This window comes from Vreelandella lutescens (genome assembly GCF_014640815.1).
In the GTDB taxonomy this organism is placed as follows: Bacteria; Pseudomonadota; Gammaproteobacteria; order Pseudomonadales; family Halomonadaceae; genus Vreelandella; species Vreelandella lutescens.
The window spans coordinates 539,218-564,542 of the sequence record NZ_BMHM01000001.1; the positions used below are offsets into that span (position 1 = coordinate 539,218).

General features: G+C 58.6%; 24 protein-coding genes and 1 pseudogene. 16 read left to right on the forward strand and 9 right to left on the reverse strand.

Annotated elements, in window-relative coordinates:
• Positions 1–879, forward strand: a pseudogene (locus tag IEW65_RS17065) (lysylphosphatidylglycerol synthase transmembrane domain-containing protein); the annotation flags it as partial.
• Positions 880–987: 108 nt separating this feature from the next.
• On the opposite strand, the gene IEW65_RS17070 reads toward IEW65_RS17065, so the two are convergent.
• Complete coding sequence (locus IEW65_RS17070) at positions 988–1,818, reverse strand: RibD family protein (protein ID WP_229755465.1); 831 nt, start codon at positions 1,816–1,818, stop codon at positions 988–990.
• A gap of 97 nt (positions 1,819–1,915) precedes the next feature.
• Between IEW65_RS17070 and ribA the strand changes: the two genes are divergently transcribed.
• Positions 1,916–3,019, forward strand: coding sequence for a GTP cyclohydrolase II RibA (gene ribA / locus IEW65_RS02515; RefSeq protein ID WP_188637934.1), 1,104 nt, complete (start codon positions 1,916–1,918; stop codon positions 3,017–3,019).
• Here the strand turns inward: ribA and IEW65_RS02520 are convergent.
• Genes IEW65_RS02520 through IEW65_RS02535 form a run of 4 tightly spaced genes read right to left on the reverse strand, consistent with a single transcriptional unit; the run spans position 3,016 to position 8,138 of the window.
• Positions 3,016–3,816, reverse strand: coding sequence for a creatininase family protein (locus IEW65_RS02520; protein WP_188637935.1), 801 nt, complete (start codon positions 3,814–3,816; stop codon positions 3,016–3,018). The genes ribA and IEW65_RS02520 overlap by 4 nt on opposite strands.
• A gap of 25 nt (positions 3,817–3,841) precedes the next feature.
• Complete coding sequence (locus IEW65_RS02525; protein ID WP_188637936.1) at positions 3,842–4,645, reverse strand: FkbM family methyltransferase; 804 nt, start codon at positions 4,643–4,645, stop codon at positions 3,842–3,844.
• Positions 4,646–6,616, reverse strand: coding sequence for a glucans biosynthesis glucosyltransferase MdoH (gene mdoH, locus IEW65_RS02530; RefSeq protein ID WP_188637937.1), 1,971 nt, complete (start codon positions 6,614–6,616; stop codon positions 4,646–4,648).
• The gene (locus IEW65_RS02535) at positions 6,609–8,138 is read right to left on the reverse strand and encodes an OpgD/OpgG family glucan biosynthesis protein (RefSeq protein WP_188637938.1); all 1,530 of its coding nucleotides are present in this window, start codon (positions 8,136–8,138) and stop codon (positions 6,609–6,611) included. Before IEW65_RS02535 ends, mdoH begins: the two co-directional genes overlap by 8 nt.
• Before the next feature lie 181 nt (positions 8,139–8,319).
• On the opposite strand from IEW65_RS02535, the gene IEW65_RS02540 reads away from it, so the two are divergent.
• Positions 8,320–9,918 (forward strand): alkaline phosphatase family protein, encoded by a 1,599-nt coding sequence (locus tag IEW65_RS02540; protein ID WP_188637939.1) that lies wholly within the window; start codon positions 8,320–8,322, stop codon positions 9,916–9,918.
• Positions 9,915–11,324: a mannose-1-phosphate guanylyltransferase/mannose-6-phosphate isomerase gene (locus IEW65_RS02545; protein WP_188637940.1), complete on the forward strand. Its 1,410-nt coding sequence runs from the start codon at positions 9,915–9,917 to the stop codon at positions 11,322–11,324. Before IEW65_RS02540 ends, IEW65_RS02545 begins: the two co-directional genes overlap by 4 nt.
• Before the next feature lie 40 nt (positions 11,325–11,364).
• Here the strand turns inward: IEW65_RS02545 and IEW65_RS02550 are convergent, their stop codons facing one another.
• The 4 genes from IEW65_RS02550 to IEW65_RS02565 form a co-directional block, all read right to left on the reverse strand.
• Positions 11,365–11,715 (reverse strand): DUF4870 family protein, encoded by a 351-nt coding sequence (locus tag IEW65_RS02550; protein ID WP_188637941.1) that lies wholly within the window; start codon positions 11,713–11,715, stop codon positions 11,365–11,367.
• Between the two features lie 12 nt (positions 11,716–11,727).
• Positions 11,728–12,660 carry a lysophospholipid acyltransferase family protein gene (locus IEW65_RS02555; protein ID WP_188637942.1) on the reverse strand — a complete coding sequence of 311 codons (933 nt, stop codon included), beginning with the start codon at positions 12,658–12,660 and terminating at the stop codon, positions 11,728–11,730.
• A 3-nt stretch (positions 12,661–12,663) separates the two neighbouring features.
• Entirely contained in the window at positions 12,664–13,068 is a 405-nt protein-coding gene (locus IEW65_RS02560; RefSeq protein ID WP_188637943.1) for a DUF4870 family protein, read from the reverse strand.
• Positions 13,069–13,183: 115 nt separating this feature from the next.
• Complete coding sequence (locus tag IEW65_RS02565) at positions 13,184–13,564, reverse strand: VOC family protein (RefSeq protein ID WP_188637944.1); 381 nt, start codon at positions 13,562–13,564, stop codon at positions 13,184–13,186.
• Positions 13,565–13,603: 39 nt separating this feature from the next.
• On the opposite strand from IEW65_RS02565, the gene IEW65_RS02570 reads away from it, so the two are divergent.
• The 12 genes from IEW65_RS02570 (at position 13,604) to IEW65_RS02625 (ending at position 25,237) form a co-directional block, all read left to right on the forward strand.
• Entirely contained in the window at positions 13,604–14,242 is a 639-nt protein-coding gene (locus IEW65_RS02570; RefSeq protein ID WP_188637945.1) for a class I SAM-dependent methyltransferase, read from the forward strand.
• 135 nt (positions 14,243–14,377) lie between these two features.
• Positions 14,378–15,748, forward strand: coding sequence for an MFS transporter (locus IEW65_RS02575; protein ID WP_188637946.1), 1,371 nt, complete (start codon positions 14,378–14,380; stop codon positions 15,746–15,748).
• Positions 15,749–15,861: 113 nt separating this feature from the next.
• Positions 15,862–17,658 (forward strand): acyl-CoA dehydrogenase, encoded by a 1,797-nt coding sequence (locus tag IEW65_RS02580; protein ID WP_188637947.1) that lies wholly within the window; start codon positions 15,862–15,864, stop codon positions 17,656–17,658.
• Between the two features lie 107 nt (positions 17,659–17,765).
• Positions 17,766–19,412, forward strand: a complete 1,647-nt coding sequence (locus IEW65_RS02585) for an acyl-CoA synthetase (protein WP_188637948.1) — start codon at positions 17,766–17,768, stop codon at positions 19,410–19,412.
• Positions 19,361–20,257 (forward strand): 3-hydroxybutyryl-CoA dehydrogenase, encoded by an 897-nt coding sequence (locus tag IEW65_RS02590; RefSeq protein ID WP_229755466.1) that lies wholly within the window; start codon positions 19,361–19,363, stop codon positions 20,255–20,257. The genes IEW65_RS02585 and IEW65_RS02590 overlap by 52 nt, the downstream gene beginning before the upstream one ends.
• Positions 20,258–20,366: 109 nt before the next feature.
• Entirely contained in the window at positions 20,367–21,140 is a 774-nt protein-coding gene (locus tag IEW65_RS02595; protein ID WP_188637950.1) for an enoyl-CoA hydratase-related protein, read from the forward strand.
• 117 nt (positions 21,141–21,257) lie between these two features.
• Complete coding sequence (locus IEW65_RS02600) at positions 21,258–21,875, forward strand: LysE family translocator (protein WP_188637951.1); 618 nt, start codon at positions 21,258–21,260, stop codon at positions 21,873–21,875.
• A 37-nt stretch (positions 21,876–21,912) separates the two neighbouring features.
• On the forward strand, positions 21,913–22,611 hold the full coding sequence (locus tag IEW65_RS02605) for a glutathione S-transferase family protein (protein ID WP_188637952.1): 699 nt from the start codon (positions 21,913–21,915) through the stop codon (positions 22,609–22,611).
• 86 nt (positions 22,612–22,697) lie between these two features.
• Positions 22,698–23,237: a YaeQ family protein gene (locus IEW65_RS02610; protein ID WP_188637953.1), complete on the forward strand. Its 540-nt coding sequence runs from the start codon at positions 22,698–22,700 to the stop codon at positions 23,235–23,237.
• A 197-nt stretch (positions 23,238–23,434) separates the two neighbouring features.
• Complete coding sequence (locus tag IEW65_RS02615; protein ID WP_188637954.1) at positions 23,435–24,454, forward strand: lipid A deacylase LpxR family protein; 1,020 nt, start codon at positions 23,435–23,437, stop codon at positions 24,452–24,454.
• A 57-nt stretch (positions 24,455–24,511) separates the two neighbouring features.
• The gene (locus IEW65_RS02620) at positions 24,512–24,832 is read left to right on the forward strand and encodes a hypothetical protein (RefSeq protein WP_188637955.1); all 321 of its coding nucleotides are present in this window, start codon (positions 24,512–24,514) and stop codon (positions 24,830–24,832) included.
• A gap of 87 nt (positions 24,833–24,919) precedes the next feature.
• The gene (locus IEW65_RS02625) at positions 24,920–25,237 is read left to right on the forward strand and encodes a DUF6693 family protein (protein WP_188637956.1); all 318 of its coding nucleotides are present in this window, start codon (positions 24,920–24,922) and stop codon (positions 25,235–25,237) included.
• Positions 25,238–25,325: the final 88 nt, after the last annotated feature.

Here is a 25,325-nt window from a genome sequence, read left to right on the forward strand (position 1 = left end):
ATGCTTGCCTGGGGGTTTCTGCGTCGGCCGTGGGTGCAGCGCGGCATTGTCAGCGCTGCTCTCCTGGCGGCGGTAGCCCTATGGGTAGAGCCTGCCGCCATTCTGGCCGAGGTGACGCGCCTAGCGCCCGAGTGGGTGCTGGCGGCCCTGGGGATTAGCGTTTTGCAAGTCATGCTAAGCGCTTGGCGCTGGAAACTCACTGCTGGGCTGGTGGATGTTCCGCTGCGCTTTCGCTATGCCTTGCGCGAGTACTATCTGGCGCTGTTGGTGAACCAGCTACTGCCCGGGGGCGTGTTAGGCGATGCGGGGCGCGCCCACCGCCACGCCCGCCAAGCCGCTTCCAAAGGCAGCGCTTGGCGGGCCGTGGTGATTGAACGTGCCTCCGGGCAGGTGGCGGTGGCGCTGCTAACGCTAGTGGCGCTGTTTACATCGCCACTTTGGCACGCTGCGCTGGGTTCATCGTTGCTACTAACATTAGCAGCCAGCCTTGTGGCGGTGCTGCTGGCGTTGGTGGCGCTAGGCGAGTGGATGCGGCGTGGGCATGGGCTCACGCTACCTACTTGGTGCAATGCACTAGGTCGAGATATTCGCCGGGGGCTGTTGCAGCGCGGCGTATGGCCTTTGCAGCTGGCCTCTTCGTTGGCCATTGTGCTCAGCTACGGCCTCGTCATGGTGTGCGCGGCCAGGGCCATTGGTAGCGAGATGCCAGCCTTAGAGGTGCTAGCGCTGTCACCGGTGCTGCTTCTGGCTATGCTGGTGCCACTTTCCATTGCCGGCTGGGGGCTGCGGGAAGGTGCTGCGGCCGGTATTTGGGTGCTGGTCGGCTTGCCTGCCGCTCAAGGGGTGGCGATTTCGCTGGCTTACGGCGTGCTGGTGTTGGTCTCTAGCTTGCCGGGAGTGTGGGTAGCGTTGGCTAAGCGTGCTCACGCTACCCCAAGTGCTTCATTTTCTGGCCCTACTTCATCTGAGCCCACCTCGGCAGGTGGCCTAGAAAGCGCGAAGCTCCACGTCGAACAGCGTGTCGTCTCCACACCGGAACGAGCGCATCGTGGGGCGCAGCGCGCTCTCAAGCGTCTCGATGGGCGTCATTTGCAAACCGGGCCTGCCGGAACCTATCAGCAGCGGGGCCACCATCAGGTGCAGGCGATCAACGCATTGAGCCTCAATGAACTGGGAAATGGTAATTCCGCCACCTTCTACCAACACGCGTTTAAGCCCGCGAGCGGCCAGCAGTTCCACCACATCCGCTGGGGCAAACTGTCCGCTGGCGTTCAGGGGCAGCACGCAGTGCTCCGCATGGCTTGCCGCAGGCGCAGCATCTGGCCCGGTGATATGCAAAGTATCGACCTCGCCGCTGGTGAACAGCGCCATATCGCTGGGCACGCGCCCACGGGGGTCAAGTACCACTCTAGTTGGGTGGCGGCCACTCACGTGGCGAACGGTGAGCTGGGGATTGTCGGCAGCGGCGGTGCCCGCGCCTACCACCACCGCATCCGCCAAGGCACGCAGCCGGTGCAGGTGCACCAGGCTCTCACGGCCATTGATGTAGTGAGAGTGGCCGCTTTCCGTGGCAATTCGCCCATCCAGGCTCTGGCCCAGCTGGGCGATCACCCAGTGGTCATGCAGAGCCAGCGGGGCAAGGCAATCCAACAGCGCCTCTGCCTGGGGCGTGACGGCGTGCGGCGAATGCCACTGGCCGTTGCTGGTCAAAGAGATATCGACAGCGCTAGACGAGCCTTCGCGCTTGCCTGTCAACCACGCCCACGCCGTCTCAAGCTCAATGACATGGGATTGCTGTGTACTACTGGAGTCGGGCATGACGCCTCCACACTGAAAACAACCTCAGATCATGCGGGGCCATGTTGCCCAACGCAAGCAACCTTTGCCCTACTCATTAGGCAACCTGGAGGCCTACATGTATCAAATTGAACGCGCTATTTTCGATATTCGTCGTGGTTTGCCGGTCGTGATTAGCAGCGGTGAGCAGCGCCTTCTGGTTCAAGCGTTAGAGGGCTGCCGTTCGGTGGATACCCTGGCACGCTTGGCCGGGGCGCGGCCTGCGCTAGTGCTTACTCGCCATCGCCTGGAAGCCATGGGCTTATCGCTCACCGCTGATGCGGCCTGCCTACCCTTGGCTGAGCAGGTTAGCGAAAGCGAACTTCACCAACTGGCTGTGGCTCACTCCGGCAGTCAGCCTAGTGCGCTACTCAGCGGTTTGAAACCTGCTGGCGCTGCGGAGCGGGGGGCAGTGGCGTTAATGCGCCGTGCGCTGCTGATTCCGGCTGCGCTAACTGCCGTAGTGAGTGACGAAGCCCAGAGCGACATTGCTGAGCAAATCGCCCAGGGGCGGCTGTTGGAAGTAAAGGCAGATGAGGCGCAGAAGTGTTTGGCGGGTGCGCCGGGCATGTTAAAGCGGGTGAGCGAGGCGAATATTCCTCTGGAAGACGCCCCCAATAGCCGCTTTGTGCTGTTTCGTGAGCCAGACGGCCTGCGTGAGCACGTAGCGGTGGTGATTGGTCAGCTTGATAGTTTGGAAGGCCCTGTGCCGCTGCGGTTGCACTCCGCCTGCTTAACCGGCGACCTGTTCGGTAGCTTGCGCTGCGACTGCGGTGAGCAGCTGCGCAACGCCGTGGCGGATATCCAAGCCATGGGCGGCGGTGTGCTGCTCTATCTTGCCCAGGAAGGGCGCGGGATCGGGCTAGCCAACAAGCTGCGTGCCTACACGCTGCAAGATAGCGGGTTGGATACGGTAGACGCCGACCAAGTGCTGGGATTTGGCGACGACGAGCGTCAGTACGCTGTGGCGGTGGATATGCTGAACGCGCTGAGTATCGATCAGGTACAGCTACTGACCAATAATCCGCTGAAAATGTCGGCGCTGCGGGAGGGTGGCATCGAAGTGGTGTCCCGCCAGGCGCTGTATGGCAGCGTGACGGACCATAACCATCGCTACCTAAGTGCCAAAGCCAACCGGGCGGGTCACTTTTTAGATGAAGTGCTAGAAACCCGCAGCCGTTAACGCTTGCCTGCCGCTGGTGCCCCCAGCGGCGGCAGCTGAGCGGTTTCTGTGACCACCTGGGCAAGCTGTGCAGCGTAGTGTTGAACGAGCCGTTTGCCCAGGGCGGCGTTGGCTTGGCTGGCATCTCCGGCTACGCCGTGCTGGCTGAGATCCTCTCCTAACCACGCAAAGGCGGCACTGCCTTCTGGGCTGACCAACGCACCGTTGGCCGGTGTGGCTGGCAGGGTGGGCGTGTAGCCTTCAAGCGTGACTAACTGCGGTGCTAAGTGCTGCATCATAGCGGTTTCCAGCAGGCCACCGTGTAGCCCGTAGCGCAGCTCATCGGCGTTCATGGCACCTTCCAATGCGGGCAGCCGTGTGTAGGTTGCCTTTACCACGCGCATCGCGCAGCGCCGACGCAGCGTGAGCGCGGCTAAGTCCATCACTGCTTTATTGCCACCATGGCTATTAATCAGCACTAGCTTATGAATGCCTGCGCGGGCAATGCTCTCGCCGTAGGCTTCAAGCGTGGCAATGGCCAGCGGTGCGGGCAGGCTGAGCGTGCCTGCAAAGCTTGCGTGTTCGTCGCTGGCACCCACTGCAATGGTGGGAAGGCACAGCACCTCGACGCTGGCGTCCGCCTTTTCTAGCTGTTCCAGCATGGCAGCCTGCAACCCCTCACCAATGATCAGGTCGGTGCCGAGTGGCAGGTGCGTGCCATGCTGCTCAATCGCCCCAAGGGTAATCACCGCCACAGGGTCGCGTTGGGCAAGGGTATTCAGTTGAGGGGCGGTTAGGTGCTGCCAGTGATAAACCATAAAATCTCGTTAGCGTTGGCGTATTTTAGAGAGAAGCGCTGGGCGCAGTGCGGGAAGAAGCCAGTAGCGGGTGGTTGCTGCGGCAGGCGTAAATATCGCCCGAGGCGAGCTGCTCAGCGCCTTCGGCTAACCACGTGGCCATGGCGTCTGGCGTCAACCAGGTATCAAAGCGGAACTGGCGCTGCTCTCCGGCAATGGCGTTAAAGCGGTAGTCGCCTAGGCGGTTAATCTGCTCTAGGCAGGCGTGGCTGACGTCTAGCATACCCGCTACAAACTCCACCGAGAGGGCGGCCACGGGGTGGCTTAGGCCCTGCAGCACCTCGGCTTCAAAACCCTCCACATCAATTTTGATAAACCGCGGTTCGCCAAAGCGCTCAATCAGCGCATCTAACGTGGTCATCTCTACTTGCAGGGTGTGTTCCCAGCGCACGCGCTGAAAGCCGGGGTTGCGCTCACCTACTTGGCTGCGCCATTCGGTGGCCAGGGTAGAAAGTGTGGGGTTACCCACGCTAATCGCAATGTCCGCATGGCCAGGCTCGGGGCCAACCGCCATAGGCAACAGCGTAATATGCGGGCTTTTTAACAGTCGCTGAAACCACTTGGCCAGCACTGGCTGTGGCTCCAGAGCAATCACCTGAGCGCCTAGCGCTTGAAAAGCAGCGCTGCGGTCACCTAAGTGAGCGCCAACATCGAAAGCGATATCGCCCGGTGCTAAAAAAGGCTGATAGAGTCGCTTTAAGCTGCGTTGACGCCCAGGCCGCCAGTAAATGAACAGTGAGCGGGCCAAGCCGCTGGCGCTGCGTAGCTGCTGTAGCGTCGAAAAGGGCATTTAGTGAGGCTCCTTAGCGCGAGAGGTGGGCGGCTTATGAGGGGCTTTAACGGGTTTGAGCAGCTGGCAGGGCATGTCGCCATATAGCTCACTGGGCGGCATGTTCAGCATGGCAGGCTCTCGCATATTAATGACCTGGGGGCTGCGCGCCGTTAAATCTGCAAAATCTTTTAGCAACACGGGCTTCAAACTGATACTGGGCGTATGCAGTAGGCCAAAACGATGGCTAACAACGCCGCCCCAGGTGCCACTGCTGGAGTATTTTACCAACGGCGCGGCGGCCACTAGCCCAAGCCAAGCGGGCGTCAGCCATCCAAAGGCGGATGGCGAAAAGAGCATGATCACCCCCGCCCATAGCGCGCCACACAGCGTCATCCAACCGGTGTGCCGCCACGTTTCGCGCCAGCTTAACGAGCGTTCGCCCCGGTGCTGGGTCTGCCAGTCGATGGCACGGCCAATTAAAACGTTAATGATAAACAGGCTGTGCCATGCCATCATCAGCGGTGCTATCAGTGCAGCAAATACTACCTCCAGCAGCGTGCTGGCTACTAGCTTAACGCGTCCGCCAAAAGCATGGGGGCATTGGCAAAAAGTCAGCAGTAAGCCCAGTAGCTTAGGCGCGATCAGCATGCCTAAGGTAGTGATTAACAGCCACAGGGAGAGTGCCTTGGGTAGCAGCGGTTCAGCGGCGTCGTCAATCGCATGATAGCCCACCATCAAGCTGGTACATACCAGTAGTCCCAGCCATACCAGCGATGATAGGTAGGCAAACGCCCCAAAGAAGAAGTGCAGGCGGCTGATAAAGTGGAAGCCCGCACCGGTGAGCAGTCGCAGGTGCTGCAAGTTACCCTGCAGCCAACGGCGGTCGCGCTTGGCAAAATCGAGTAGGTTGCTGGGCATGGCCTCAAAGCTGTTGCGCGAGGCGCTGGCGTGTGGGTTGCGACGAGAAAGCGCTGCTGTCGCTGAAGTATCCAGCAGCACCTGCCAGCCGCCGCGTTTGAGTAGCGCTGCTTCAACAAAATCATGGCTGAGCAGTTCGCCCCCCAGCGGCGGTTTACCCGATAGTGTGGGCAGCCCCGCATGGGCCATAAAGGCACGCGTGCGAATAATCGCATTATGCCCCCAATAGTTAGCGGCATCGCCTTGCCAAAAGCTTTGGCCAGCCGCCAGCATAGGGCTATATAAAGCCGAGGCTAGCTGCGTAAAACGGCCAAACAGCGTGTGCTGACCGACCGGGATCGGCACGGTTTGAATCAAGCCTACGGTGGGGTAGCGCTGCATTTGATGCACCATGTGCAGCAGCGTGTCGCCACTCATTAGGCTGTCGGCATCTAGCACGATCATATAGTCGTAGCGACGCCCCCAGCGGCGGCAGAAGTCGGCGATGTTGCCTGCTTTGCGTCCGTGGTTATTGGGGCGGCGACGGTAGTGAACGGCTAACTGCCCGGCCAGACGCTGCTGAAGCGCGGCCACGTGGGCGGCTTCCTCCTTGGCCTGGGCAGCATCTTGGGTGTCACTCAGGATAAAGACTTCAAAGTGCTGGCGGATAACCTTGGCCGCATCGTCCGCCTGAGGCGCGGGCTGCTGTAAAAGCGAGCGGCAGGTAGCTTCCAGCCCGGCAATGGTGGGAATGGGTGGCTCGGCGTAAATGGGCATCACCAGCGCGGTACGACTGACCAGGCGGCTTGTCGTAGGGCGCTCGGCCGTTAAGCGTTTCAAGCTTAATGGGTCCAGGCGTAGGGCGCAGATCACGAAGCCACACACGGCTCCCCAGAAGGCTAGCGCAATCCAGCTGAAGGTCAGGCCAAACAGCGTCAGCATGGTGACTCGCCAGCCCAGGGCTAAATTAGCCACCACCTGTGCCATGGCGACGCAGCCCGCAATGCTAGAGCCAATGACTAGGGTGGCTAGCAGTGCGCGCCGGGCATTCAGCCAAGGAATGGACGGTATCAACGCCGCTGAATTATGCATCGGGATACCACACGTAATTCCAGGTTTCGGTGACCGGCTCACCGTCGCGCATCAGCCGTAAACGGATATCGCTGGGCTCACTGCTAGGAGGTAGCCTGAACGTCGCGCGTCGGCCGTTATCGGGCAGCACCTTCACCTGGGGCAGCAGCGCTTCGCCATTGATCACGCTGATATCCAGCGTGAGTTCTGCATCGGTCGCTAGCTCCTCTAAAGCGCCTCCAGCAAAATCGACCACAAACTGGCGCTGCCCAGCAGAAGGGGAGTCCGCTTCCCCTGGCACGGCGGCAGTACCGTGGCGGGTGCGTACCACTTGCCCCAGTGCGTGTTCTTCAGGCTGCTCGTTCAAGGTGTAAGTGCGGTAGTGCAGGCGCTGGGAGTCACCGGCGTTAAGCGCTTCATCGGCTACCCAATAGGCCACGATATTGTCGTGGGTTTCATCCGGTGTGGGAATTTCCACCAGCTCCACGTGGCCGTTGCCCCACGCCTCCAGCGGCTCAACCCACTGGCTGGGGCGGCGGTGGTAGTGGGCCTCTAGGTCTAGGTAGCGGTCGAAGTCGCGCTCGCGCTGCATCAGGCCAAACCCTTGGGGCGCGTCATCGGTGAAGCTGGAAATCCGTACTTCAGCAGGGTTGCTCAACGGCCGCCAGATCCATTCACCGCTGCCGGTATGCATCAGCAGGCTGTCGGAGTCATGCACCTGAGGGCGGAAGTCATCTGGCCGCTCGGCACTGGCCTCACCGAAGGTGAACATACTGGTGAGTGGCGCAATGCCTACTTTCTCTATATCGCTGCGAGCAAAAATTTCGGCTTCAACTTCCGCTTCAGTGTGCTCGCCTGGCGTCAGGGTAAAACGATAGGCACCGCTCAGCGATGGGCTATCCATCAGCGCCATCAGTGTTACGCTCTCGGCGTCGCTGTCAGGGGTGACCAGCCAAAATTCGCGAAAGGCAGGAAACTCTTCGCCCTGGGAGGAGGCGGTATTGATCGCCAACCCTCGGGTGGATAATCCGTAGGCTTGATGTTGGCCCACCAAACGAAAGTAGCTGGCCCCTAAAAACACCGCGAATTCGTCTGCGTAGTCGGGGTTATTGATCGGATAGTGGAGCCGAAAGCCAGCATGGCCGCTGCCGCTAAGATCATGTTCGAGCAGCTCGCTGGCCTCACCGTCGTAGCGAAAGTCGTCGGCAGTGAAGTCGAGCGGCACGACATCGCCGTTTTCAACCCTATTCAACGTCACCGGCGTCTGGAATAGAAAGCCGCTATGAAAGAGCTGTAGGCTGAAAGGGCTTTCAGCGCGCCAGTAGGCACGTTCAGGGTTAAAGCGTATTTGCCGGTAGCCGTCGTAGGTAAGCGCTTGCAGAGCATCCGGCAATGTGGATTGCGGTGCTTGATAAGGAGTGGCCGCTAACTGTTTGGCACGTTCTACTACCTGTTGAAAAACCGTATCTTCGCTGGCGGAGGCGGGGAGAGCGAGTACCCAGCTAAGTGACAGCATCCATTTTGCAGCAGTACGACAAGCCATGGGCGAGTTCCTTTCGTTACCTGATAAGAGAGTCAATAGCACGTCATTGTGTGAAATATTTAAACAAAAACTATACGCTTAACAAGTTAGGTTAAAAAATGGCAGTTTAAACGCAGCGAGGCGTGTGTGCCGCTGGTCGGTTATACCGCTGATGTTCTCTTCAACGCTAGTGGTGGTATGAATGCTTCGTCTCCTAATCACGGCCTGTGTGTTAAACCTGCTGCTGGTAATGCCTTTGTGGTGGCGCTTCGGCACGCTGGGGTCGCCACTCATTGCCTGGGAAGCTTGGATCATTGCCCCAGCCATGCTGCTGTTGCCTCCTGGCAGGTGGCGGCTCTGGAGTGGGGTAAGTGTTGTCAGCGTGGTGGCGCTGATAACGGCGGCAAACTTAGGTGAGGCAGCGACGTTTACTGCCTTCGGAAGGCCGTTAAACCTCTACCTGGACGTGCCGCTGGTGCGCTCTATCTATCACCTGCTAGTGGGTAATGTAGGCCAACTTGCGGCAATTTGCCTGATGCTGCTAGGCAGTGCGCTGCTGCTGAGCTTGCTGTGGCTGATGCTGCGACTGCTGATGCCGGTTAATGCACCCGTGCGCCGGGGGTTGCCTGGCAAAGTCGCCGCCTGCCTGCTGGTAGGTGCTGTGTGTTTGTCCTTGTTAGAGGCGAATCGCTACCGCTTGGTTCCCCACACGGCGCTGCCGATGGTGAATACCGCCCGTTTTCAGTGGTCACAAGTCGTAGAGACGCATCGTGCGCGTGAAGCATTTACCGAGCAGTTGGAAGAGACGCCGCTGGCGGCTCAAGCGCTGCCCGGCTTGGCGGAGCGGAACGTGCTGCTGACGTTTATTGAATCCTACGGCGTCTCTGCGCTCAATGACCCTCGTTATAACCGCACGCTGCTACTGACCTTAGAAGATATTCAACGCCGGTTATCAGAAAGTGAGCTGCATGTGGTGTCGGGGCTGGTGGAGTCTCCGATTCGCGGCGGTCAGTCGTGGCTTGCCCACGCCACGGCGTTGAGCGGGCGGTGGATCGACAATCAGCTGTGGTACCGGTTGATGCTGGATAGCAGCCACGCCACGATGATTGATGACTTTCGCGCCACCGGGCAGCGTACGCTGAGCGTAATGCCTGCTATTACGTTGGCATGGCCTGAAGGGCGCGCCTACGGTTTTGACGAGATTGCCGCTGCCAAGGATATTCCCTATGCAGGGCCGCCGCTCAATTGGGTCACCATGCCGGACCAGTTCACACTGGACTATACCCAGCGAGAGTTACTGGGCGATGCGCCCGTATTTGCGCAATTAGCGTTGATTTCCAGCCATGCCCCCTGGACCCCCATCCTGCCCGTGTTAGAGAACTGGTCGCTGGTGGGCGATGGCAGTATCTATGCGCCCTGGGAAAACGCAGGCGACCCGCCTGAAGTGATTTGGCGAGATTTAGAGCGTATCCGCGACCATTACGCTTGGTCGGTGGACTACGCGGTGAGCGTGACAGGGCGCTGGGCGGCGAGAGTGGCCGATGAGCAAACGCTGCTGATGGTACTGGGCGACCATCAAGCCGCACCGTTGATTACTGGCGATGATGCCAGTGCCGCCGTGCCGGTGCATATTATTAGCGGCGATCCGGCATTACTGGCACCGTTTAAACAGCGCGGCTTTGTGGATGGCATGCTGCCTCCGTTAGCGCGCCCGGAGGATGCGCCTCGTATGAGCCAGCTACGCCACTGGCTACAGCAGGATTTTGGCACGGCTGCACAACCACCAAGGACGACACCATGATTCAACCGGTAATTCTAAGCGGCGGCAGCGGCACCCGGCTTTGGCCGCTCTCCCGCGAGCAGATGCCCAAACAGTTTTTGCGCTTAACCGGCGAGCAGAGCCTGCTTCAGCAAACGCTCGCTCGCCTTGAGGGCTTAACGACGCTGCCGCCCATGCTAATGGGCCATCACTCGCACCGGTTTCTAATGGCTGAGCAACTGCGTGAAGCTCAGCAAGCGGGCCAGATTGTGCTAGAGCCAGCAGGGCGCAATACCGCGCCTGCGATTGCCTGCGCGGCGCTGTTGGCGCGCCAATCCGGCGAAGACCCGCTGCTGTTAGTACTGCCTGCTGACCACGTGATAGGCGATGCGGGAGCGTTTGCCGACAGCGTGCAGCGTGCCGTGCCGCTGGCAGAGCAGGGCTATTTAGTCACGTTTGGCGTGGTGCCAACCCATCCGGAAACGGGCTATGGCTACATTGCCTGTGGTGACGTGTTAGGCGAGGGCCACCACTTGGCCGCGTTTATTGAAAAACCGGCGCTGGAACGGGCTAAAGCACTGCTTGAGCAGGGCGACACGCTTTGGAATAGCGGCATGTTTTTGCTGCGTGCCTCCCGCTATTTGGCGGAGCTGGAGCGGCTTCAGCCCAGCATGCTGGCGGCCTGCCAAGAGGCGGTGGCCTGTGCCCACCGTGACCTGGACTTTCTGCGCTTGGATGAGCAGGCGTTTCAACGCTGCCCCAGTGAGTCGATTGATTACGCGGTGATGGAGCACTGCGCGCAGGCAGCCGTGGTGCCGTTGGATGCTCAGTGGAGCGATATTGGCAGCTTTGATGCGCTGATGGCGACCCACACCCCTGATGCGGCTGGCAACGTGGTGACAGGCGATGGCGTACTGAGCGATACCCGCCGCTCGCTCGTGGTGGCGAACCACCGCTTAGTCGCCACGCTGGGTGTTGAAGACCTGATTGTGGTGGAAACCTCAGACAGCGTGCTGGTAGCGCATAGAGACCAAGCGCAGGGCGTTAAGCAGCTAGTGGCAGCGCTTACCCAAGCGGGGCGCAGCGAGCCGCAGACGTCGCCCCAAGTACATCGCCCTTGGGGCAGTTTTCAGGCCATGGACAGCGGCGAACGCTACCAAGTGAAGCATATCACCGTGCGCCCTGGTGCGCGGCTTTCGCTGCAGCGCCACCATCACCGCGCCGAGCACTGGGTGGTGGTGAGCGGCACGGCCAAGGTCACGGTGGACGAGCGCACGTTTTTGGTCAGCGAGAACCAGTCTACTTACATCCCCATTGGCGCGCTGCACCGCTTGGAGAATCCGGGCAAAATCCCGCTAGAGCTGATTGAGGTGCAGTCCGGTAGCTACTTGGGCGAGGATGATATCGAACGCTTAGACGACGTATACGCTCGCCATAGCGACGAGTAATTGCTCTTATTTACCAATAACAGGTTTACCAATAACAGGCTTACCAGAGCCAGCTGCCCGGCCTTGCCGGTGGCTGGCCTTTACGCACGGCCACCCAGCCAAGAATACAGCGCACGCCTAGCCATACCACTAGCAGCGGCCACAGCAGCGTGCCAATAAAGATCAGGCTCAGCGTGAAGGTAACGAGAAAATAGAGGCTGCCAATCCAGAACGTGCGGATCATGTAGCGGTAATGGGCCTGCAGCCAGGGTGCTGCCTCTTTCCGATAGACATAAGCGATAATCACACCGATCAACAGGGTGATGTTGGCCGTGACCAGCCCTGCTAAATAGAGGGCATAAATAATTTGCGGCGGACGCGTATCCTCTTTGGGAAGGTATCGTTCGGTCATGTCTATCCTCACTCAGTAAAGGCGAAATTCGCTAGCATCAACGGTGCCATGGCACTCTTCAACGACCTTACGGTAGCGCTTGTATTCCCACTGATACTGAACGGGATCAAGGGCAAGCGAGGCTTCTACGCTGGCATTAACGCCTGTCGCCGACGCCACATCGTCTTCGCTGTATACCTGTTCGTCGGCATCAAGAAAGTGGATCTCGAAGCCCTTGCCGGGCACCCGTAGTGCCACCCCTGTCACTACCCGTGCCTGTGTACGCGCCACTAATTTCGGCAGCAGCGTTGCGGTGTAGGCGCTGCGGCCGTAAAACGGCGCAAACACGCCGCTGCCCCAGTCCGGCTCTTGATCTGGCAAAATCCCAATCGCTTCACTGCGTTTGAGGGCTTTGAGAAGCGCCGCGACACCCCGTGGGTTGGTGGGTACCAGCTTGGCCCCCATACGTTCGCGGCCATGGCGAATAATCGGGTCTAAATCGGCAATTTTGGGTGGCTCGTACATCGCGGTAAACGGAAAGTGGCTGGATAGCCAAAAGTTCAGCACTTCCCAGTTGCCAAAATGGGGGGCCAGCACAATCACGCCGCGCCCTTCCGCCCGTGCGCTATCGAGCTTATCGCGACCATGAACGGCTAAAATGCTGGCCTCTACCTTTTCGGGCGGTGCCATCCAGGCGTGGCCTAGTTCGAGCATCGTCGCGGTCGAGTGCTGAAGGCTCTGCTTGGTAAGCGACGCTCGCTGGCGGTCAGATGCGTCGGGGTAGACCACCTTGAGATTGATCTCGGTGACCTTGCGTTCACGCTTGCTAAACCGGTACACCTGCGGCCCCACGAAGGCCGCTGCCCGCCATAGCCAGCGCAGCGGAAAGCGGGAGAGGGTTCGCCATAGCCCGGCAATGGCCCGGGCTTGAAAGCGCGATGAAGGGGGAGTTGCCTGTTCGGTCATGGGTTACAGCAGCCAGCTATCGACATTGGAGGGGGCGCGTTTTTCCTGCAGCCCTTTAAAGCCTTTTACGCAGCGCACGATAAACCACACGGCCAGTGCCAACAGCATAGGGAAGCCGACCAGAATCAGAGTGAGCAGGGTGGCTACGCTGCCGTATAAAAGACCGATCCAGAACGTGCGGATCTGGTAACGGTAGTGTTCATCTAGCCAAGCGGGACCTTTGTCACGGTAGACATAGGCAATAATGACCCCGATCAGCGATGTAAAGCCCACCACAAAACTCGCTAGGTAAAGGGCGTAAATCACCATGGCCATCGTGGTGTCCGGGGCGGGCGAAGCCTCTGAGGGCTCTTCCGACGTCGCGTGTCGGTCGACCACTTCACCTTCTAGCGGGGCATCATCACGCATGGGCGTTCCTTCTACATTCAGGTTGACTCAAGCATCCAACGGACACCTTTGCAGCGCGCTATGATAGCGTGGGCGCTGCGACTTATCACCCGCAGGCCCACGTGTGGTTAAGGGCTTAGCGCGCTGGACGACAAATTTCCAGCAGGTTGCCGTCAGGGTCGCGCAGGTAAATCGACTCAATCGGGCCGCTGGCCCCTTGGCGGGCTACGGGGCCAAGCTCTACCTCAATGGCGAGCGCATCCAGATGCTGCTTGAACTCATCAAGCGGCAGTAGGCAGCGCAGGCATAAGTCCAGGCTACCCGGAGTGGGGGTAGCTGAAATAGGCGCAATGTCGGTGTCGGTTTGGTGCAGGCGCAGGGCGGTGTCACCCAGCAGTAGATCAACGCGCTGGGCGTCTCGGTAGCGCACATCCAGGCCCAACACACGAGAGTAAAAGTCCACTGCGCGACCCATATCGGTCACGGTAACCACAAGATGATCCAGACCTGAGAGCATGCCTCTTTCCTTAATACAAACGTAAAACCAGAGAATACGATGATGCGACGCTGTCCGCTATGCCACGCGCAGGAGCCTGCGCTGTACCACCAAGACCGTCGCCGTGATTACTATCAGTGTGCCACGTGTGCGCTGGTGTTTGTGCCTAACGAGCAGCATTTAAATGCCGCCGATGAAAAAGCCGAGTATGACCAGCACCAAAACTCGCCGCAGGATACGGGATATCGTCGCTTTTTGGGGCGTTTATTTACCCCGTTGGTTGCCAAATTGGCCCCAGGCGCAAAAGGGCTGGATTTTGGCTGCGGCCCAGGGCCAACCCTCTCCGTGATGTTTGAGGAAGCGGGTTTTGATATGGAGGTGTATGACATCTTTTACGCGCCCCATGCCGCGAATCTGTCTCGCCAGTATGACTTCATCACCGCGACCGAAGTGGTGGAGCATTTGGCGGCACCGGGCGAGGTGCTGAGCCAGCGGGTCGCGCAACTGCTTCCCGGCGGCTATCTTGGGCTGATGACTAAACGGGTCACCAGCCAAGAGGCGTTTGCTCGCTGGCACTATATTAATGACCCGACCCACGTGTGCTTCTTTAGCGAAGCGACTTTCCGCTGGTGGGCCGCTCAGCAGGGTTTAACAGTCGAATTTACTGCGAATGACGTGGTAATTTTTAGAAAACACTAATCTACCAGTCAGAAGGGCGAAAAAGCATTGACTTTGCTCCTCTGGCAGCAATAATTGCGCGCCCGTTTTCTTGCCTGCTTGATGTGATGGCGTGCGAACGGCAACGATTTAACCATTGAGCAAGGTGAGGTACGCATGTCGCGGCAACTGCTGGCCATGGCGCTAGCGCCCCTACTAGGGCTGTTTATTCTTGGGATTGGCAATGGCTTTCTTGCCACGCTGATTACCGTGCGTTTAGACGCAGCGGGCGAGTCGGCGACGGTGATCGGGATTGTCTCGTCGGCCTATTTTATCGGCTTAGCTCTGGGTGCCATGGTCAATGACCGCCTGCTGCTGCGTATCGGCCATATCCGCGCTTACGGCAGCTTTGCCTCGCTTGTCGCGGTCACCGTTCTTCTGCAAGGCCTTTTCTTCGACCCTTGGGCGTGGTTTGCACTGCGTTTGATTGGCGGCTGGGCGACCGTGGGCGTCTATTTGGTCATTGAAAGTTGGCTGCTGACCGCAGGCGATCAGAAAGTGCGTGGCCGTCTGCTGGCGCTGTATATGATTTCCCTGTACGCCGCCGGGGTGCTGGGGCAACTGATGCTCGGCGTGACCAACGCCATGGGCGACACCGCGCCCTTTATGGTGATTGGCCTGTTGGCGTCGCTCTCGGTACTGCCAATGGCGATGATTCCCCGTGTCTCGCCGCTGATCGAACACGCCGAGCCGCTGCCGCCGCACCGCCTGATTACCATGACCCCCACTGGCGTCATGGGCAGCCTGGGCTCTGGCATGGTGGTGGCGGCGGCCTACACGCTGCTGCCGCTCTACCTGCAACGCATTGGCATGAGTGTGAATCAGGTAGGCCAGATGATGGCCGTGGTGATTTTGGGCGCGATGCTGCTCCAATACCCCATTGGCCGCTGGTCGGATCGTCACGACCGCCAAATGGTGCTGATCGGTATCAGCGCCTTCTGCGTGGTGATTTCAGCGGCCATGCTGTGGCTGCCGCTCTCCACACCGCTACTGGCCGTGCTGTTGTTTTTGCTGGGCGGAGGCGTGTTTGCGCTATACCCAGTGGCCGTTAGCCATGCCGCCGACCGTGCCCCCGCAGGTGCCTTGGTACGCATGAGCCAGGGCCTTTTGTTGATTAACTCGATTGGTGCCACCATCAGCCCGCTGATGATCTCGCCAGTAATGACGGCCATGGGCGATGCGGGCCTATTCTGGGCGTTTGGTTCACTCAGCCTGTTCTTCGTGCTGTTCTTCAGCTGGCGTCGTAGCGTTCGTCCTGCGCCGATGCCGGTAGCACCGTTTACCGCAACCACGCCGATGACCGCCGCAGGTGCTGAGTTGGTGGTCACTGAGGAGCTGGTACAAGGGGCACTTGAGCACGAGCACTTGGAAGACCTGTCTGACGTTGTGCCCGAGATAGACGTTGCCGAGCCCATGGTAGGCCCGCCCCAGGAAGATGAGAGCCATATTACCTATTACGATGACGTAGAAACCGAGGTGCGCAAATAAGCTCTAAGGTGTCTGCCAGGTGAGACCTTGGGCTAATGGTGTGGTGAAAGTAGGGAAACTACTATCGGCGATAGTGTTTTTACTATTTCACCGCATTTGCCTGAGGTTTTGCCATGAATTATTACGCCGCGCCGGTCCGCGATCTGCGCTTTGTGCTCGAAGAGATGTTGGAGCACCGCTCCCTAGCGCTGCCAGGGTTTGAAGAAGCCACGCCGGATCTCGTTGAGGCCGTGCTGGAAGAGGCCGCCAAGCTGGCTGGCGATGTCTGGGGCCCGCTCAACAGCACGGGCGACCGCCAGGGGGCTAAGCGCCATACCGATGGCAGCGTCACCACTCCAGAAGGCTTTGCCGCCGCCTATCACGCCTATGTTGAGGGCGGTTGGAACGGGATTGGCGTGTCCGAAGAGCTGGGCGGGCAGAACCTACCCGAAGTGGTGGCCAGCGCGGTACAGGAGATGCTCCACGGCGCGAACATGGCGCTAGGGCTATGCCCGATGCTCACCGCTGGCGCCATTGAGGCGCTGGCCCATCACGGCAGCGATGCCTTAAAAGCGACCTACCTGCCCAAGTTAGTTGAAGGCTCCTGGACGGGCACCATGAACCTCACCGAACCCCAAGCGGGGTCGGACCTCTCCAAAGTGCGCACTAAAGCCGTTCCGGAAGGCGAGCACTACCGTATCAGCGGCCAAAAGATCTACATCACCTGGGGCGAACACGACGCCGCTGAGAACATCATTCACCTCGTTCTTGCCCGTAAGCCCGATGCCCCGGAAGGTAATAAGGGTATTTCCCTGTTCCTAGTTCCCAAGTTTCTGGTGAACGACGATGGCTCGCTTGGCGAGCGAAATGACGTCACCTGCGCCTCCATTGAGCATAAGCTCGGCATTCACGGCTCGCCCACCTGTACGCTGAGCTTTGGGGAAAATGGCGGTGCCGTAGGCTACCTCGTGGGGGAAGAGGGCCGCGGCCTGAACCATATGTTTACCATGATGAACGAGGCACGCCATAAAGTCGGGATTCAAGGCATTGGCGTGGCCGAACGCGCCTGCCAGCACGCTTTTGCCTACGCCCACGACCGCACCCAGGGCCGTTCGCCCAAACAGCGGGGCGGCAGTGAATGCACCATTAGCGACCACTTTGACGTGCGCCGTATGCTGCTCTCTATGCGTGCCCGTACCGATGCGCTGCGTGCGCTGGCGCTCTACTGTGCCGGGCAGTTAGATATCGCCCGCCGCGCCGAGAGCGACGCCGAACGCCAAGCCGCCCAAGCCTGCGCTGATGTTCTGATTCCGATTGTGAAGAGCTTCTCGACCGACCAAGCGGTGGATATCGCGTCCATGGGCGTGCAGGTACACGGCGGCATGGGCTACGTGGAAGAGACCGGCGCGGCCCAGCTGCTGCGGGATGCGCGCATTGCGCCTATTTATGAAGGCACCAACGGCATTCAAGCGCTGGACTTAGCAGGCCGCAAACTGCAGCGAGACGGCGGCGCGGCGCTCTCTGCGCTGCTGGATGACGTGCATAAAACGGCCGAAGCGTTGCGGGGTGAAGCATCGCTTGCCAGCTTGGGAAGTGCGCTTTCCGCCGGTGCTGACGACCTGCGCGCCGCTATGGCCCTGGTACTGGAGCAGGGCAGTGACCCAGAACACGGCCCCGATGCCGTGCAGGCGTACGCCACGCCGCTGTTGAACCTTGCCGGGCACGTGCTGTGCGCTTGGCAAATGGGCATCGCGGCTTTGCATGCCCAACAGGCTTTAAAAGACGGCAGCGATGAGCCGTTTTATCGCGCCAAACTGAGCAGCGCCGAGTTTGTCATTCACCAATGGCTGCCGGTGGGCCGCGCTCAGCGTGCCGTCATTGAGGCTGGCTGGCAGTGTTTTAGCCAGTTTGATAGCCACGCCGCTCACTAACCTTGCCGCCGCCTTTTAGGCGGCGGTGTTCATTAGGCATCGCCCATTCGCGAGCGTCGCTCATAATAAAATCGTCAATAATAAAACCGAGAGTGCAGGAACCGATCATGACCTCCATCTTTGAACAAGACTTACCACCCACCGCTGCCAACCATGTGCCGCTCTCACCGCTCACATTCATTGAGCGCTCGGCGGCCATCTACCCGGACTACCCCGCGGTAGTGCATGGCGCAACGCGCCGCACCTGGGCCGAGACTTGGACACGCTGCCGCCAGTTAGCCTCGGCTCTTGAAAAACGTGGCATTCAACCTGGGCAAACGGTGGCGGCCATGTTGCCCAACATTCCCGCGATGTTTGAGGCGCACTTCGGCGTGCCGCTCGCGGGCTGCGTGCTGAATACGCTCAATATTCGCCTCGATGCCGACGCCATTAGCTATATGTTGGCCCACGGAGAAGCTAAGGCGGTTCTAGTAGACCCTGAGTTTGCCGAGGTGATTCAAGCAGCGGTTGCCAAGTTGGAAAGCAAGCCGCTGATTATCGATGTAGCTGACCCGGAGTTTTTGGGCGACACCCAAGGCATTGGCGAGCTGGAGTACGAAGCGCTGCTGGCTGAGGGCGACGCTGATTACGCCTACCGGCTGCCCAACGACGAGTGGCAGGCGATTTCGCTGAACTACACCTCCGGCACCACCGGCAAGCCCAAAGGCGTGGTGTATCACCATCGCGGTGCTTACTTGAACGCGGTGAGTAATATTCTTGAGTGGGCTATGCCCCACCACCCGGTATACCTCTGGACGCTGCCGATGTTCCACTGTAACGGCTGGTGTTTCCCCTGGACCATTGCCGCCAATGCGGGCGTTAGCGTGTGCCTGCGCAAAGTGGATCCCAAGCGCATTACCGATCTCATCGTGGAAGAGGGCGTCACCCATTTTAGCGGCGCGCCCATTGTGCTTAATGGGTTGGTGAACCTACCGGCCGATCAAAAGCGGGTGTTCGATCATCCGGTGAAAGTAACCACCGCTGGCGCCGCGCCGCCCGCCTCGGTGATTGCCGGGGTAGAAAAGCTCGGCATTGAAGTGACCCATGTGTACGGGCTTACTGAAGTGTACGGCCCGGTGACCGTGTGTGCATGGCGCGAGGCGTGGAACGAGCTGCCGCTGGAATCCCGCGCTAAGATTAAAGCCCGCCAAGGCGTGCGCTACCACATGCTGGAAGCGCTCTGTGTGGCCGACCCGGTGACGTTAGAACCCGTCGCGAAAGATGGCCGAACCATGGGCGAAATCTTGATGCGCGGCAATAACGTCATGAAGGGGTATCTCAAAAACGCCGAGGCGACGGAAAAAGCGCTAGAGGGTGGCTGGTACCACACCGGTGATTTAGCGGTATGGCACGCCGATGGCTATATCGAGATTAAAGACCGCTCGAAAGATATCATCATCTCCGGCGGTGAAAATATCTCCACTATCGAAGTGGAAGATGCCATTTACAGCCATCCGGCGGTTGAAGAGGCGGCGGTGGTCGCTAAACCTGATGAAAAGTGGGGCGAAACACCCTGTGCGTTTGTTAAGTTGAAAATCGGCTACGGCGAAGTCACCGAGGCGGATATCATCGCCCACTGCCGTGAGCACTTAGCGAGCTTTAAAGTGCCCAAAACGGTGATTTTTAGCGAGCTGCCGAAAACATCGACGGGCAAAATTCAAAAATTCGTGCTGCGCGAAGAAGCCAAACAGCACCAGTCAGAGGAACAGCAATGAGCGAACAACGGATTGGCGTGGTAGGCGCAGGCACTATGGGGCAGGGCATTGCCCAAGTGGTAGCGGCCAGTGGCTTTAACGTGCGGTTGTACGATGTCGCCGACGAGCAGCTCACTCGCGCTAAAGCAGCTATCGATAAAGGGCTTGAGAAGCTTGTTACCAAAGAGAAGATGACGGCAGAGGACAAGCAGAAAGCACTCGCTCGACTCTCTACCACCACGGCGTTAGATGCGCTCAGCGACTGCAGCGTGATTATCGAAGCCGCCCCCGAGCAGCCCGCGCTAAAAGAGAAGCTGTTTCGCGATCTCAGCCATCTGAGCAGTGATGCCATTCTGGCCTCTAACACTTCCTCGTTGTCACTCACCCGCTTGGCCGCGGTGTGCGAGCGCCCTGAGCGAGTAGTGGGTATGCACTTCTTCAACCCAGTGCCGGTACTCAAGCTGGTGGAAGTAATTCGCGCTGAGCAAACCTCGGATGCCACCGTGGAGCGCATCGAAGCGCTGGCCAAAGCGCTGGGTAAAACCGCCGTGCCGGTAGGCGACGCGCCGGGCTTTGCCGTGAACCGTTTGCTAGTGCCGATGATTAACGAAGCTGCGTTTATCGTCCAGGAAGGCACTGCCACGCCGGAGGCCATCGATGAGGCCATGATGCTAGGTGCCGCCCACCCGATGGGGCCGCTGGCGCTGGCGGATTTGATTGGTCTAGATGTGTGCCTCGCGATTATGGACGTGCTGCAGGAAGGCTTTGGCGACCCCAAATATCGCCCCTGCCCGTTGCTCAAGCGCATGGTGGCTGCAGGCTACCTGGGCCGTAAGAGTGGCCGTGGGTTCTATATCTACGAGTAGCCAGCTGCCGGATTGAAGCGCGACAAAAGAAGTGATTGCCACCCAACCAAGCGTTCGCTAGGGTTGAGTGGTAACCACTTCTACGCGCAATAACAATGAAGGAGCCACTATGAGCGACGCAGTGATCGAGAAGGTTGATAACGACGGCGTGGTACGCCTGACCATTAATCGCCCCAAAGCACTGAACGCGCTGAACAGCGACGTGCTCAGCGCTTTGGAAGCGCATTTAGTTGAGCTTGAAGCGCACCCCAACCTGCGGGCGGTATTGATTACCGGTGCTGGGGAAAAATCCTTTGTGGCCGGGGCTGATATCACCGAAATGCGTGATAAAACCCCCGAAGAGGCCCGCGCGTTTGCTAGCCAAGCGTTACGTACCATCAAGCGACTTGAAACGCTGCCCGTGCCGGTGGTCGCGCTGGTGAACGGGTTTTGCCTTGGCGGCGGCTGCGAACTGGCGCTGGCCTGCGACTGGGCAGTCGCCAGCGACAACGCGGTCTTCGGCCAGCCGGAAGTCCTGTTAGGTGTCATTCCTGGCTTTGGCGGCACTCAGCGCCTGCCACGCCGAGTCGGCCCCGCTATGGCGATTGATTTGGTCACCACCGGGCGCAAAATCGATGCCCACGAAGCGCTGCGTATTGGCCTGGTTAACCGCGTAATGCCCCAGGCAGAGCTTGAGAGCTATGTGGAAGAGCTTACCAAACAGCTGAAGGGTAACGGGCCGCAGTCGGTCCGCGGGGCCAAACAAGCCGTCCACGACGGCATGGACCAAGACCTAGACAGCGCCCTGGCGCTAGAAACCAGCCTGTTCGCCTTCTGCTTTGCAGGTCAAGAGCAGAAAGAGGGCATGAGCGCTTTTGTCGAGAAGCGTAAACCCAACTTCTAAGCTCTCTTTTTTCTAAGTTCTCTTTTTTCGAGTTTTACTTATTTGAGGGGTGGCGCATGCGTCACCCCTTATTTTATTCTCAGGCTTACTATTTCTTAATATGCCGGAGTGACCGCGATGCAGTGGGCCGCCTTTCTTCTCGCCGCGCTGGGCTTTGCCTATTTACCCGGGCCTGCGATGTTATACACCGCTGCACAAACGCTGGGGCGTGGTCGGCGAGCAGGATGGCTGGCGGTGGCTGGGGTGCATCTTGGTTGCTATGTGCATGTCATCGCCGCTGCATTGGGGTTGGCACTGCTGTTTGCGGCCATTCCACCTGCCTATCTGGCGATGAAAATCATCGGCGGGCTCTATTTGCTCTGGATGGGGGTGCGCTTATGGCAACAAGGCATTCGCACGAGCGGTGAGGAGCTCCCGCTCGCGACCACCAGGCGGGTACTGCGCGATAGCTTTTTGGTGGAAGTGCTAAACCCCAAAACGGCGCTTTTCTTCGTGGCGTTTCTGCCGCAATTTGTGCAGCCCGATATTGCCATGCCGGTCGCGTGGCAACTGCTTTGGTTAGGCATTGCTACCAATGTGCTGTTCTCATCAGCGGATGTGGTGGTGGTGCTATTGGCCAGCCCGCTTCGCGCATGGCTGCAAACGTCCCATGGCTCTTCCAGGTTGATTCAACGAATTGGCGGAGGGGTATTAATGGGACTCGGAAGTAATACGTTGGTCCAGGCAGCACGGTAGGGCCAGTCACTGTGATGTTCACCGTAAGGAGCGCGGCATGTTTGATCTGTATATCGCTAATAAGAACTACTCTTCCTGGTCACTTCGCCCTTGGGTGCTGCTGAAAGCGCTGGAGATCCCCTTTAACGAGCATTTAATGCCTTTTGAAGGTGGGTTCGGGGAGAGTCACACCACGTTTAAGCGCTTTTCGCCGTCTGGCTTAGTGCCGTGCCTGGTGGATAACGATCACAATGTCGCCGTGTGGGACTCGCTGGCGATTGTAGAGTACGTGGCAGAAACACACCCGAACGTATGGCCGCAAGCGCGTGAGGCGCGGGCCTGGGCGCGCTCCGCCAGTGCCGAGATGCATAGCGGCTTTGGCGCGTTGCGGGATGAGTGTTCCATGAACTGTGGCGTGCGCGTGGCGATGAATGAACTCTCTCCTGGCCTTAACAGCAACTTGGCGCGTTTAGATGCGCTGTGGCAGGAGGGGCTTGCGCGTTTTGGCGGCCCGTTTCTGGCAGGTGAGCGCTTTACCGCGGTAGATGCGTTTTACGCCCCGGTGGCGTTTCGGATACAAACCTTCAACCTGCCGCTGAGTGAAGCCTCCCTCGCTTATGTGCAGCGCCTGTTAGCCCTACCCGCCATGCAGGAGTGGTACGAGGCTGCGCTGAAAGAGACATGGCGTGAGCCGATGCATGAAGAAGAAACAGTGAAGCATGCCACCCTGCTGAGTGACGAACGCGCGATAGGGTAGTGCGCAGCGCGTGGATGGCTGCGCGGTGATCACACAAATCCGCTACACTGGCGCGCATATCACTAGAGAATGTTGAGATTCATGTTATGGCGCTAAGTGCGACCCCTTATAAAGTCGACGTTAACCTGACCGACCTGGATCGCAACGTTTATGAAACGTTGCGGTTCACGGTGGCCCGCCACCCCTCTGAAACAGAAGAACGTCTGTGCTCCCGGCTGATTGCTTATATCCTGTGGTACAGCGAATCGCTGGCATTCGGGCGGGGGCTGTCTGATGTTGATGAGCCTGCGCTTTGGGAAAAAAGCCTGGATGGCCGAGTGCTGCACTGGATAGAGGTCGGTTTGCCCGACGCCGAGCGCTTAACCTGGTGTTCGCGCCGCGCTGAGCGAGTCTCGCTGCTGGCGTATGGCCGCGTGGATATTTGGGAAAGCAAGGTGCTGCCCGCCGTCGCCTCGTTGAAAAATGTTCATGTGGCAGGGCTGCCTCAAGAGGCACTGGCCACCGTGGCGGCAAACCTACCGCGGGCGATTAACTGGGCTGTGATGATTAGCGATGGTTCGCTGTTTATCACCGATGAAAATGGCCAGCACGAGATTACTCCGCAGTGGCTATTACGGGAGCGATAGGGATTCCTGTGCTAGTTTTTAAATGACGAACTGGTCGCCAGTTCGTCATCACAAGGAAGTGTTTCCAGGCTGGACAGTGCATTACATAAAGTAGCTTGCTATCTATTTGCATGATTACATACAATCAGCAATGTTTGTTGCCCCCCCCCCGATAATGTGCTGCCTACCTGTCCAGCCTTTAACTCAAGGAATGAGCCATGACTCTGTCTGTCATCCATCGTAGAGACCCAGCCCCTAAAGCCGTCTTTTATAAAGCTTTGCTGCCGTTGGTACTACCGTTGAGCCTGCTGCCCGCTGTCGCATCAGCCGACGATAGTGCGCTTTCTATTAAGCTTGAAAACGATGGACTCGCCAGCAGCGATGATGGCCACTTTACCAGTGGCTTTGAGCTGAACTGGATGTTTACCCCCGAACCGCAAAGCTGGACACAGCGCTTAGCGGCTGCGTTGCCTGACAGCATTATTAGCCAGGCAGATCGCGCCTCTTACCGCTTAGTACACCAAATTTATACGCCCAATGTGATTGAGCGTCGCGAGCTGATTGAAGATGATCGCCCTTACGCAGGTTTAGTGTATGGCGGTGTGTCACTTTATGAAGATAAGCCGATGGGACGTTGGCAGCAGGCGACCGACCTACACTTAGATGTTGGTTTAGTGGGGCCTTCTTCGCAGGCGGATAGCATTCAGCGCGAGGTACACCGCGTGACTGAAAGCGACCGACCGCGTGGCTGGCGCAACCAGCTAGGCGATGAAGCTATCGTTAACCTGACCATGCGCCGCCAGTGGTGGCACGATACCCCCTTGGCAGGTAAGCAGTTCTCCCACGGCCCCAGCGTCGGTGCCGCACTGGGCAACTTGCACACCTATGCCAGTGCGGGTTACAGCGTGCGCTGGGGGGATGATGCCCAAGGTATTCCCACGCTGACGCCTAACCCGGGTAGCCGCCATTACATTAACGGCACTAGCGGTTGGCAGTGGTACCTGTTCGCTAACGTAGAAGGGTACTACATGGCTCATAACCTGACGCTGGATGGCAATACCATCCGCGATAGTCACTCGGTGGATCGCAACGAGTGGATTGCAGAAGCCTCTGCTGGGTTAGCGCTGGCCTGGGAAGATTGGCAGGTGACCTACGCTGCCGTTCAGCGTACCCGCGAATTTGATGGTCAGGATGAGCAGGATAAATTTGGCGCACTGACGCTGACCAAACGTTTCTAGGTCATCCATCCATATTAACGATACGCAGCGGCCAGTGGCTGTGTAAGGTGAAACGAGATGGCAAATAAGTACCCTCATACACCGGATGGCCGCTACTTCGTTGCCAAAAATCGACTCTGGCGCTGTACGGACCCACGCCTAACGGCCGAAGAAAAACGCGGCCATGTTAAAGCGCTGATGAAGGCCCGCCGAGCAGTGCGTAGCGCCCAGCAGCAGAACGATGAAGAGGCGCTTGGCCAAGCGCGTGAGGCCGTGCAGGAAGCCAAAGAGGCACTAGGTGAGCGCGGCCCGGTATGGTGGCAAGACGGTGCACCGGATGAGGGTGGCCTTGCCCCGCACAATAGCTCGTATGCCTCGTGGTGGGCATCGCACGTCTAATCCATGGTTGTTCTTACCGGATGGCCGTTCACGGGCAGCGAGCACAGTGGTAATCTTCGCCCCTTTCTTAACGCGTAAGGGCGACCTGTGAACATTAAAGCTGACCTATCGATTCTAGACATTATTGGCCACCTGCTTATCTGGGTGTTGCTCACCATTATTACCTTGGGTATTGCGCTGTTTTTCTTCCCTTACTCGTTTGCCCGCTTTGTCATCAACCGCACTCGCGTGGTGGATAACGCTACCGGTGTGGAGCGGAAAATGGTCTGTGATATCAATATCTTCAGCAATATTGGTCACATCATTTTATGGATGGTGATCTCGTTTCTGACCCTGGGACTTGGCTATATCTTCTACTTCTACCGGGTGTGGAACTACGCGTTGAATAACTCTCGCCTGCAGTAATGTCAGCCCCCTTGTAAGCGAAGAGCCCCTTGTACTGCCTGCCGACCTCCGGCAGGCAGTCATTTTTTGAGAAATATTTGCATTAACG